This is a genomic window from Sporomusa sp., assembly GCF_035561255.1.
In the GTDB taxonomy this organism is placed as follows: Bacteria; Bacillota; Negativicutes; order Sporomusales; family Sporomusaceae; genus Sporomusa.
The window spans coordinates 1-9,168 of sequence record NZ_DATMXX010000220.1 but is presented as its reverse complement, the minus strand read 5'-3'; the positions used below and the strand labels follow the sequence as shown (position 1 = coordinate 9,168).

Genomic DNA, 9,168 nt, shown 5'->3' with positions numbered 1-9,168 from the left:
ATCTGAAACACTAAACCCGGTACTATTGGAACATCCGGAAAGGGGGATTTATTATGGTATTCAAAAAATCAGTTGCACTCATTCTTCTGGCAGCATCTGCCGCCATTGCTTTTTCCTTCAGCGCCTTTACAGGCCAGGCCGCCGACATCAAGTTAGACATGAAAGAGGTTAACTGGGAGATAAAGCCGGGGCTGACTACTAAGGTTTGGAGTTATGGCGGGACTGTACCAGGAACGCCTATTATCGTTAAGAAGGGTGAAACAGTCAACGTTTCAGGCGTGAATAACTTGCCTTCGACAACAACCATTCACTGGCACGGTCTGGTGATACCAAACGACCAGGATGGTCCGGGAAAAACCATCAAACCTGGTGAGAAGTACTCTTACTCCTTTAAAGTGAACGAATCCGGTACCTATTGGTATCATTCCCACTACCGCCCGGTGCTTGATCAGGTTGACAATGGATTGTATGCCCCGATTATTGTCAAGGCACCGGAAGACGATAAATACAGCGGCGATCATATCTATGTTTTAGATGATTGGTACCTTGATGCAAGTGGTAACCGCCTCAAAGGAACAGCCAGAGGCGATATGGAGCGGTTTGGTAATATTGAGACAGTAAACGGCAAATCAGGTTCAGCTATTGAACCATTAGTCATGCGCAAAGGCGAACTCCACAAGCTGCGTTTTATTAACGCCTCGACCGCTGCCATTCACATCATTAAAATATTAGGTCACCGCTTCCGCGTTACCCATACTGATGGACATCCTTTGCCACAGCCATACGAGACTGATGTACTGACCTTATCGCCTGGCGAGCGCCTTGACGCTGAGGTGGCAGCAGTCGGCGATGTAGGGCAAGCCTATATAATGGAAAGCGACCGCAGTGAACTAGGGATCAAAATCCCCATACAATACCAGCAAGGACAAGTCGCCACGGTAGCATCACCTTTTGTTGTGCCCCAACCGAAAGGGTTTGCCGGCATCGAAAATCGTACCCCTGATTTTACACTTGACCTGAACTCAGTGATGGACATGCCGTCTCATGGTGCTAATCCTGCGCCTGCCGCTTCAGCGGGCGGGCATGCCGGACACGGAGCACCGGCTCCGAGTATGACCAATGAGATGAAGATGCAGGGCGGCATGCGTTGGACCATTAACGGCAAATCGTACCCTGATGTTGCCGCATTACAGGTTAAGCTCGGACAAATTGTAAAGGTTCGGATTGTCAACAACGACATCAGCACAGCCGAGAAAATGGATCACCCCATCCACATTCACGGCACTGAATTCCAGATTGTATCCCAAAACGGGAAAGCTCCCGAACGGGAAATTTGGAAAGATACCGTCAATTTACCGGCTGGCGAGTATGTAGATATCGCCTTTACGATGACTAACCCTGGCACATGGATGCTTCATTGCCACATTCTCGATCACGAAGATGGCGGCATGATGACTACTGTTGTAGCTAAATAGGGTAGAGAGTTGTTATTTAATTAAATTAGTTATAGGAAACGGGATATTCAATGCCAACACTGGCACGAATATCCCGCTTTTGTTTTCCTCTTTCACGAAATGTTCTGCTCAACTCATAAATCCAGAGGGAACCCATATAATAATGGTATATATTGGCAAGGTGAGGGGTGCTGGATATGAGCATCATGAAAACAGCTCTTCAAATAGGTGATATGCAGTGCCGATCGTGTGAGAAGCGGATTGAGCAGGCACTGCAGCAGGTTGGCGGCGTAGTATATGTAAAGGCCAGTTATACAGCAGGAAACGTGCGGGTGAAATTCGATACTGAGCAGTGCACATCCACGACAATCAAACAGGCCATTCATGGTGCAGGCTACACTGTAGGTATGCGCGTACAGTCAAAAGCTAGAGTTAAAGATATGGTAGGTATGTTGCTGGTTTTTCTGTTTATCCTGTTCCTGGGGCAGTTCGGGACCGGTTTTAATACAAACAGCCAACTACCAGGCCAAGTGACATATCTCCTGCTTTTTGCGGTAGGCCTTTTAACTTCGCTTCATTGTGTTGGCATGTGTGGTGGTATTATGCTATCGCAAAGTGTTACCATATCCGGTGGTGGCACACTCTCAGCGTTAAAGCCGTCGCTGGCCTATAACGCAGGCAGACTTACAGGGTACACCCTGCTGGGTGGGATTGTCGGAGCGGTTGGTTCAGTAGTGTCGCTGTCGCTAGGTATAATCGCTGGCATTAACCTATTTGCCGGGATATTTATGATACTGATGGGCTTAAACCTTGCCGGCTTTAATTTTCTAAGAAAATACCTAAAACTACCGTTACCGTCGTTGACCTCTTCACGCATCAAAACACCATACTGGGTAGGTGTTGTAAACGGGTTAATGCCCTGTGGGCCGCTGCAGACCATGCAACTATATGCATTAGGTACCGGAAGTGCTGCTGTAGGAGCCATGTCGATGTTTGTTTTTGCACTGGGCACCTTGCCGCTGATGCTTGCCTGTGGAACACTTACCAGCCTGTTTAGCAAAGATGCAACTGCCAGATTGTTACGTTTGAGCGGCGTGTTTGTCATAGTACTAGGCATAGTCATGACCAATCGTGGTCTGGCCCTGATGGGGGTTGATACCGTTCCCGACCTAGTGGCTGGCACAAAAGACAAGGTAGTGGCGGTAAAACCGGAACCCAATAATGCCGTTCAAATCATCCGTATGACTGCAGACAGGAATGGCTATCAGCCAAGCGTCCTCTATGTGCAGAAAGGGATACCGGTAAAATGGATCATTGAGGGTAAGGCGATCAACTCCTGCAACAATGAGGTTGTTGTACCTACCTTACAAATTAAGAAGAAGCTAATTAAGGGAGAAAATATGATTGAATTTATGCCCAAAGGGGAGGATATTACCTTTAGTTGCTGGATGGGAATGATACGAGGGGTCATCAAGGTAGTAGATGGCGCGAATCGATAATAGGTATATCTTGGGGAGCAAATTCCCAATATTATTCAGAGTGATTGGAAATATCCTGCAAGGGGAGACCCTGCGGGATATTTTGTTTTCCTGTTAGAAAGTATAACTTTCTGCCTGGATAAGGGCAACATCGGCTTCCGCTTTCGCAAGGCTCGGCGCAAGCCGTGTTTTCTTTATACCGCCAATGAGATTTCAGACTACATGAAGTGAGACTAAGCCCCTACTATCTCCCCCTTAGGTTCGCACACCGCCCTAGTTCAATACAGGACATGCCAGTTCTCAGAAAAACTCATAATATCTTCACGGCATATTCATCAGTAATTCATATTTGATTTGTATAATATAGGTAAATGAATTTGAAAACGGAGAGTGAGAAGAATGAATAAACAGCAGGAAGGTATCGTCCTGGAAGTAATCGGCAAGATGGCTAAGGTTAAGGCTAGCCGGCATAGCGACTGTGAAAACTGTGGCTCATGCCCAGGCAATACAGCCATCGTGGTTGAGGCTCTCAACTTGGTTGATGCCAAACCAGGTCAGCGAGTAGCTATTGAGATTCGCGAGGTGAATATGCTTAAAGCGGCATTTATTGTCTATATGGCGCCATTACTTGCGGCTTTCGCCGGTGCGTTGGCGGGAAATTATGCAGCTTCCTATATAGGGATGGACAGCTTGCTGACATCGATAGCCGGGGGTGTTGGCTTTTTTACACTGTCGGTGTGGTATGTCAAACACTTTGATCATATGGCGCGTACCGATGAGCGGATGCGGCCGGTGGTAGTAGCTATACTATCCAAAAATATGTAAAAATTCCTGTAGAAGCAACTGGTGAGAGGAGTTTTGAGGAATATGCAATGGTTTCGGAATTTACCAACAGCACGGAAAATACTTAGCTTAGTACTCATGATGGTGGTTTTTTCGGGCATTATCGGTTATGTAGGTTTTAAGGCAACAACCCATATTAGAAAGTCGCAAGATGACATGTATGCCAAAAATCTGCTGCCAGTCAAATGGGTTAATGCCGCCCGCAGTCAGTCGCAGGCTGCGCTGGGTATTACTATGGAAGTCCTTCTGGCCGATATGGATAAAACCAAAGAAAACAAACTGCTTGCTGAAGCCAAGACCCGGATGGACGATGTAGAACAGCTATTTAAACAATATGAAACTGTAGTTCATGATGATGAAAAAGAAAAGCTAATGCAGATTGAGACAATGTTCATTACCTATCATCAGGAGCGGCATAAGGCAATCGAATTGGCGTTGGCGGGTAGGAAACAGGAAGCCTACGCCTATTTTGAGCGAAACGCTGCCGGGCATGTGCAGCATGCTAACAGCATGCTGGAGGAAATGGCCAACAACGAGGCCAAGCAAGCCGCCAACCGGGCAGAGCACAGCGCTAAGGAGGCCTCTGAGGCCATTACCTGGATTGTCGCTATAACAGGTGTAGCTATGATAGCCGCATTTGGTCTGGGGCGCTATATTGCCCAGGTTATTGTCAATCCGCTGCAGAATATGGTTGAACGGGCAGAAGAGATGGCTCAAGGGGATTTCACCGGCAAGACTGTTGTCGCCCTATCGCAAGACGAGATTGGACATCTTGGCCAAGCGTTTAATATCATGACCGAGAACCTGCGTAAACTAGTGTCGCAGGTTACAGACTCAGTTGAGCAGGTAGCCGCTGCCTTGGCTGTCCTGACTGAAGGCGCAGAGCAATCAGCTCAGGCGGCTACCCAGGTTGCCGGGTCGGTTATGCAAGTCGCCCAAGGGACACAGCAACAATCCCATGCGGTAAACGAAACGTCTGGCATAGTAGATAAGATGTCAGCCAACATTCAGCATGTAGCCGAAAACGCCGGTACTGTGGTTGGGGTTGCCAACCAAGGGGCTCATACTGCCCAAGAGGGGAATAAGGCTGTAGCAGCGGCCGTCCGGCAAATGGCCAGCATTGAAGGAACGGTGGCTAATCTGGCAACATTAGTGACTAAACTGGGCGTGCGGTCAAATGAGATTGGTCAAATCGTAGATACCATTGCCGGTATCGCCAGCCAGACGAATTTGCTGGCGCTTAATGTAGCCATTGAAGCTGCCAGAGCCGGGGAACAGGGGCGCGGTTTTTCCGTGGTCGCTGAAGAAGTACGCAAGCTTGCCGAACAATCCCAAGAGGCGGCTAAGCAGATTGCCGGGCTAATTAGTGAGATCCAGGGTGATACCACAAAAGCCGTTACCGCCATGGAATCAGGAACCAAGGAAGTTAGAGCAGGTACCGAGGTGGTAAACACAGCCGGGTACGCGTTTGAACAAATCATGGTGCTTGTAGAACAGGTATCCACCCAAGTCACCGATATATCGTCTTCCATTCATGAAGTAGCAGGCGGCAGCCGGCAGATAGTGAGCTCTATTCAAAATATCGAACAAATCAGTAAGAATACCGCAGCAGAAGCACAAACCATCTCGGCGGCAACTCAGGAGCAGTCGGCTTCCATGGAAGAAATGGCGGCTTCCAGCCAACGTTTGGCTCATATGGCTCAGCAACTGGAGGATGCAGTGCAAAAGTTTAAAGTCTAAATTAAGACTGGCGTCTGTTTATGGCGTCAGTCTTAGCTAAAGGAGATTACTGGGAGGGAAAAACATGTCACAAAGATCGGTTTTAATTGTTGATGATGATGTAAAACTGGTAGAGTTACTGCAATTGTATTTTCAAAAAGATGGATTTGTTGTATTCACCGCGAAGGATGGTCTTGCCGCTTTGAAAATCACTCGTGAAAAAGGGCCCGATATCCTGGTGCTTGACTTAATGCTGCCAGGGATGGATGGCTGGGATATTTGCAGGATGCTACGGCGTGATAGCGAGGTCCCCATCTTAATGCTGACCGCCCGGGATGAAGAGAGCGACAGATTAGTTGGACTAGAGATTGGCGCCGATGATTATGTGACTAAGCCCTTTAGCCCTAAGGAAGTCGTGGCACGCGTTAAGGCCATCTTGCGCCGGACAAAGGGAACAACTACTAAGCCTGTACCGTTTCGAATGGGGGATGTAATCATTGATCTGGAACAGTATCAGGTAACAAAAGGCGGGCAACCCGTTGAACTCACGCCAACCGAGTTTAAGATTTTGGAACTGTTGGCGGCTAATCCAGGTCGGGTATTTAGCCGACTGCTGATAGTTGAGCAGACCCAGGGATATTCTTTTGAGGGATATGAACGCACCGTTGATGCGCATGTCAAGAATTTGCGGCGGAAACTCGAAGATAACCCGAAAGAGCCGGCATACATCCAAACTGTCTATGGTGTTGGTTACCGTATGGTAGGTACCCAAAATGAATAGCATTATTTATCGGATTACAGGACTCATGTTCCTGGCGGTTGCCATGACCGTATTTTTGCTTATTTATTTGGCTAACACGCAAATGACTGATTTGTTCCAGGAGTATGTTACCGTTCAGCAGATGGAAATGCACCGCAGTATGATGACTCATATGAGCCCCGGCAGTCATGGACAAGCTGTCATGATGGGAAAATCGGAGCAAAACTTTTTAACATCCGTACATCAGTCCCTCATTTGGGTTGGCGTAGCCCTATTAGTGGCTGGGTTGGCGGCAAGCTATGCCTTGGCCCGCAGTATTACTATACCCTTGCGCAAAGTAAGCGCCGCCGCGCTGGAGATTGAGCGGGGTAACTTTGCCCAGAAAGTTCCCGTAACCTCCAAAGACGAAGTGGGAAGTCTTGCCATGATATTTAACATAATGGCAGAAACGCTTGATAATAACAGTAAGCTAAGGCAGCAGTTTCTCGCCAACATAGCCCATGAACTACGCACTCCACTCGCTGTTATCCAAGGCCATCTGGAGGGAATGATCGATGGGATTATAGAGCCTAACCAAAAACAGTTAACTTCCCTCCACGAAGAAGCTGTCCGCTTATCACGACTAATCAAAGATTTGAAAGATTTATCGCTCGCAGAAGTACGCCAACTATCATTAGAGGTTAAAGAGGTTGCCGTCAATCAGACGATGGAGCAGGCCTTGTATATGCTAAAACCGCTTGCTGATGAAAAAGAAATCACCATTGAGCAAAAACTGATTCAGGGGCTGCCATCAATTACGGCTGATGCAGATAGAATTTGCCAGATATTCTATAACCTTATTACTAACGCTATTCGTTATACTGCAACTGGCGGGCAGGTAACAGTTTCTACCGGGCTAATAAGACTAGAAGAGCAGGACTGGGTAAAGGTCACTGTTGCCGACAATGGCCCTGGAATCAACGCTGCTGATTTACCTTATATTTTTGACCATTTTTACCGAGGCGATAAGTCACGGGATAGAAAAAGTGGCGGTACAGGCCTTGGCCTGGCTATCGTTAAACAGCTTGCAGAGATCCACGGTGGTAAAGTACAGGTAGAGAGCACAGTAGGCAAAGGAAGCGCTTTCTATGTCCTGTTGCCTGCAAAAGTTCACGAAAAAGCCATAATATCTTCATCAGTTCTTCACAGTGATCGTGTATTATATACATATCAGGACAAGGCGAACAAAATGTAGCGGAGTGATGGCAGATGATGTGGATTCTGTTTTTTATGAACTTGTTTGTGATAATTTATGTTATCAATGTAATTGCAAAACTGAAGGCGAACGAAGATATGGAGTAGTAATAGCGACCCGGATGGTTAAGCACCATCTGGTTTATATAAATAAACCTCCCCCTCTTTGTAAGACCCTAGCTCAAGCTGGGGTCTGTTATCTTGTTATCAGTAAATTATATTGAAAGTATATGGCAGACAGAGCCCTGGGTTTCTTACACTGGATATACCCATAGAAGCTTTTTCAAGTTACAGAACGAAAAGATTCACAAGATTTTCATTATTAATTCATGGGTTCTTCATAATTGTATGGTATCTTTAAAGTAATAGATTTCCAAGACCAGCTGATTAAAGTCAGGCAAAACTTGTAAAAATCTTAAGAATAATTGTAGTTTGAAGGGAGTGCGGCAAAGTTGGGTCAACCAGTGGTTTGGGGTGGGACTTCACCGGCCCCGGGGATTCGACTACTCCGGTCTGTACAAACGTGTACCGGTAAGCATTACATAACCTGCCTCGTACCGTAGATCTACGGTTTCTGGTGGGTAGGAGGTATCACTGTTACTCCCCGGCCGTGTGACCTGGTAAATTTTACAACATATGAATCGCGCGCATCCTATGTAGGGATTTATATTGGCGGTGGTTATTCGGTGTCTCATTTCAAATAGCAAAATAATGACCGAGGTGGCAGGATGCAAAGATCAAACATATTCTATGTGCTTATGGTGACGAAAGACTTGGAAATGGCGAAGGTGTTGAAGACACTGTTGGAGAATGATTGTTTTCGACTATATAGAGCTGATACTGGTGCTGAAACGTGGCAGCTTCTGACAACCTGGAAGCCGGATCTCATCATTCTTGATATTGTGTTACCAGATTCTGATGGCTGGGAAATGTTAACTCAGATCAAAGGAAAAACGGATATTCCGATCATTGTAGTTGGTAAGAATGGTGAAGAATGTGAACGACCAAAAGCCTTAGCAGCAGGTGCTGATGACTACCTGACAAAACCGTTTAATTGCCGGGACCTTGTAGAAAGTGCGAAAGTCATCCTGCGGCAAGAGACTAGCGAACCAAAGCCAAGTGAGATTTTTAAGGCTGGCGACCTGGCAATTAACCTGGAAAATTTCCAAGTCAGTTACAAGGGCCGTGACATTACACTGACACTGACCGAGTTTAGAATTTTGGGAATGCTGATTTTGCACTCAGAGCAGACACTAAACCGGGCAGATATTATTGAGATGGTATGGGGTAAAAATTTGAAAGGAACTACACGTTCGATTGATGCCCATATTCACTCATTAAGACGGAAATTAGCGAAAAATATGGGAGAACACGACTATATTCAAACAGTCCGTGGCGTGGGTTATCGGTTTGCCAGCGGTAACAAATTGAGAGATAGCATGTCTGGTATACTTTAGTTCTGAGATTTAGAGTGGAATTGAATATGAGTATGACCCATTATATGGAACTGGTGGCGGTGACCAACCATGGAGTTTGCTTATCGACATGTTTATTTCGGTTGCTTGCTGAGGCACTACTGGTGGTGGCTAACCGTCTCAATCAAGTTACAGAACGAAAAAAATTCACGAGTTTTTCATCATTACTTCATGAGTTCTTCATAATCGGATGATATCTTAAAAGT

Annotated in this window: 7 protein-coding genes; all 7 read left to right on the top strand. The window is 46.4% G+C overall.

The genetic code is table 11. From position 1 onward, the window contains the following. The first annotated feature begins 53 nt into the window (after positions 1–53). Complete coding sequence (locus tag VN379_RS11920) at positions 54–1,475, top strand: multicopper oxidase family protein (RefSeq protein ID WP_325534083.1); 1,422 nt, start codon at positions 54–56, stop codon at positions 1,473–1,475. A 176-nt stretch (positions 1,476–1,651) separates the two neighbouring features. Then, on the top strand, positions 1,652–2,953 hold the full coding sequence (locus VN379_RS11915; RefSeq protein ID WP_325534081.1) for a sulfite exporter TauE/SafE family protein: 1,302 nt from the start codon (positions 1,652–1,654) through the stop codon (positions 2,951–2,953). 378 nt (positions 2,954–3,331) lie between these two features. Beyond that, positions 3,332–3,757, top strand: coding sequence for a SoxR reducing system RseC family protein (locus VN379_RS11910; RefSeq protein WP_325534079.1), 426 nt, complete (start codon positions 3,332–3,334; stop codon positions 3,755–3,757). 42 nt (positions 3,758–3,799) lie between these two features. Beyond that, positions 3,800–5,515 (top strand): methyl-accepting chemotaxis protein, encoded by a 1,716-nt coding sequence (locus VN379_RS11905; RefSeq protein WP_325534077.1) that lies wholly within the window; start codon positions 3,800–3,802, stop codon positions 5,513–5,515. Between the two features lie 64 nt (positions 5,516–5,579). Then, positions 5,580–6,275, top strand: coding sequence for a response regulator transcription factor (locus tag VN379_RS11900; protein ID WP_325534075.1), 696 nt, complete (start codon positions 5,580–5,582; stop codon positions 6,273–6,275). Further along, positions 6,268–7,488, top strand: coding sequence for a sensor histidine kinase (locus tag VN379_RS11895; RefSeq protein ID WP_325534073.1), 1,221 nt, complete (start codon positions 6,268–6,270; stop codon positions 7,486–7,488). The genes VN379_RS11900 and VN379_RS11895 overlap by 8 nt, the downstream gene beginning before the upstream one ends. A gap of 727 nt (positions 7,489–8,215) precedes the next feature. Further along, positions 8,216–8,944, top strand: coding sequence for a response regulator transcription factor (locus VN379_RS11890; RefSeq protein ID WP_325534071.1), 729 nt, complete (start codon positions 8,216–8,218; stop codon positions 8,942–8,944). The last annotated feature ends 224 nt before the right edge of the window (positions 8,945–9,168 follow it).

Bases quoted from the DNA above. Each gene is read 5' to 3' on its own strand.
- VN379_RS11920 (WP_325534083.1), top strand. From the start codon at position 54: ATGGTATTCAAAAAATCAGTTGCACTCATTCTTCTGGCAGCATCTGCC.
- VN379_RS11915 (WP_325534081.1), top strand. From the start codon at position 1,652: ATGAGCATCATGAAAACAGCTCTTCAAATAGGTGATATGCAGTGCCGA.
- VN379_RS11910 (WP_325534079.1), top strand. From the start codon at position 3,332: ATGAATAAACAGCAGGAAGGTATCGTCCTGGAAGTAATCGGCAAGATG.
- VN379_RS11905 (WP_325534077.1), top strand. From the start codon at position 3,800: ATGCAATGGTTTCGGAATTTACCAACAGCACGGAAAATACTTAGCTTA.
- VN379_RS11900 (WP_325534075.1), top strand. From the start codon at position 5,580: ATGTCACAAAGATCGGTTTTAATTGTTGATGATGATGTAAAACTGGTA.
- VN379_RS11895 (WP_325534073.1), top strand. From the start codon at position 6,268: ATGAATAGCATTATTTATCGGATTACAGGACTCATGTTCCTGGCGGTT.
- VN379_RS11890 (WP_325534071.1), top strand. From the start codon at position 8,216: ATGCAAAGATCAAACATATTCTATGTGCTTATGGTGACGAAAGACTTG.